The organism is Streptomyces sp. NPDC002573, assembly GCF_042889625.1.
Taxonomy (GTDB): Bacteria; Actinomycetota; Actinomycetes; order Streptomycetales; family Streptomycetaceae; genus Streptomyces; species Streptomyces gibsoniae.
This window is the reverse complement of record NZ_JBIARC010000243.1, coordinates 1-1,883: the sequence shown is the minus strand read 5'-3', so window position 1 is coordinate 1,883 and position 1,883 is coordinate 1. Positions and strand designations below refer to the sequence as shown.

General features: G+C 67.8%; 2 protein-coding genes and 1 pseudogene. 2 read left to right on the top strand and 1 reads right to left on the bottom strand.

Features of this window, described 5'->3' with window-relative positions:
- Nucleotides 1–149: 149 nt before the first annotated feature.
- Both ACFYX0_RS47650 and ACFYX0_RS47645 read left to right on the top strand, forming a co-directional pair.
- Nucleotides 150–491: pseudogene (locus ACFYX0_RS47650) on the top strand (ATP-binding protein); the annotation flags it as partial.
- A 2-nt stretch (nucleotides 492–493) separates the two neighbouring features.
- Nucleotides 494–1,276, top strand: a complete 783-nt coding sequence (locus ACFYX0_RS47645; protein WP_388982069.1) for an IS630 family transposase — start codon at nucleotides 494–496, stop codon at nucleotides 1,274–1,276.
- On the opposite strand, the gene ACFYX0_RS47640 is transcribed toward ACFYX0_RS47645, so the two are convergent.
- Nucleotides 1,165–1,883, bottom strand: a 719-nt coding sequence (locus ACFYX0_RS47640) for an alkaline phosphatase family protein (RefSeq protein WP_388982066.1), incomplete at its 5' end; no start/stop codon positions are given. The two genes, ACFYX0_RS47645 and ACFYX0_RS47640, sit on opposite strands and share 112 nt — an antisense overlap.

The following is a 1,883-nucleotide window of genomic DNA, read 5'->3' as shown; positions in this document are numbered from 1 at the left end:
ACGCGGGATACCAGCGCATCCAACACCGTTCGGGATGCGCGCAGTTCCGGGAGCTGGCAGCAAATGCCACTCCTGGACACTGTTTAGGAACGGTTCGGGGGTACACGCGTTGCGCAGGGCTGGAAACGCTCGGGAAGAGGGCGGTGGGCATGGACGAGGCTGCCCGAAGCCGGGACCACGTATCGGTGGCCCTCAAGCCGCTGGTGACCGCGTCGGCGGCGTACGAGGGCAGCCCCCGCCACCTCGCCCGCGGCTTCCTGGCCCGGGTGCAGGCAGATCACGGCCTTCCGGTGTCCGGCCGAGCGATGGGCATGGTGGCGCTGGTCGTCAGCGAGCTGGTCACCAACGCGTGCAAGTACGCGCCCGGGCCGTGCCTGCTCGATCTGGAACTGGACGGCGGCACCATCAAGATCACCGTCTGGGACAGTGAACCGGTGCTTCCGGTGGCACAGGCCGCCGATCCGGGCCGTGTGGGCCAGCACGGACTGGAGAACTGCGCCCTCCCCTGAAGAAGTGCTGGACCATCCCGCCACGAGCGAACGCGCAGTTCGCGGCCCGGATGGAAGACGTGCTGGCCGTCTATGCCCGGCCCTATGACCCGGCACGTCCGGTGGTGTGCATGGACGAGAAGCCCTACCAGCTCCTCGACCATGCCCGCGACCCGCTCCCGGCCCGGCCTGGGCACGACGCCTGCCAGGACAGCGAGTACATCCGCTGCGGCACGTGCTCCATCTTCATGTGGGTCGAACCCTTACGCGGATGGCGTCGGGTTCAGGCACTGTCCCAGCGGACCCGGATCGACTGGGCCGGCCAGGTCAAGCAGCTGCTGAGCGTGGACTACCCCGACGCCGAGACCGTGGTGCTGGTGATGGACAACCTCAACACCCACGGCGTCGCCTCACTGTACGAGGCGTTCGAACCGGAAGAGGCCTTCGCCCTGGCTCAACGCCTCGAGATCCACCACACGCCCAAACGCGGATCATGGCTCAACATCGCGGAGACCGAACTCTCCGCGCTGACCAGGCAATGTCTCGACCGCCGGATCGGCGACCTCGACACACTCAACACCGACCTCTCGGCCTGGCAGAACGCGAATGAGCACGGGTGGGCTGCACGCTGTTCTGCGTGCGGCCCACCCGTGCCGGGGTCACAGGTTGCCGAGGGTCAACGGACCGGCAGGACCTGGGTGTGGTCCTTCTGGACGGCCTGCAGGTTGTGGGGGTTCAGGCCCAGGAGGGACAGGATCGTCGGAGCGATCTGGGTGGTCTCGACCTGAGCAGACTTGGTCACGCCGGCGGGGGTGCCTGCGCCGGAGATGACGAGCGGGACGTTCAGGTCGTCAGCGTGGGCGCCGCCGTGTTCGGCGATCTTCTTGGTGCCGCCCGTGTAGACCACGCCGTACTTGGCGATGCCGAACAGGTCCGGGACCCGGGCGTCACCGGGCTTGACGCCGAAGTAGGCGGCCGCCTCCTTGCCCGCGTAGACCCTGCTGAGCCCGCCGTTCGTGAAGGACTTGGTGGGCTTGCTGTTGATGTCGGTGCCCGTGCCTCTCTGCGACAGCAGGTACTGCTTGGCGAACGAGGTGGCCTCGGCGGAGCGGTCGTTCAGCCACAGCAACATGCCGTCGTCGTCCACGGAGTGCGCGACCAGGTCGCCGGCGCCTGGGTGCTTCTTCTTCCAGGCGGCGTTGAGCCCGTCGAGCAGCGGACCGTCGTCAACGCGGGTCAGGGCCTTGGGGTCGGTGGGCGACTGGCCGTGCTTGGCGGACAGAACGATGTCCGTGCTGGCGGCCAGGCCCTTGGCCTGGATCTCCTTGACTATCGCGCCGACCTCGGTGTTGACGTAGTCGAGGTTCTTCTGCAGCAGCGGGCCGGGGAGGCCCT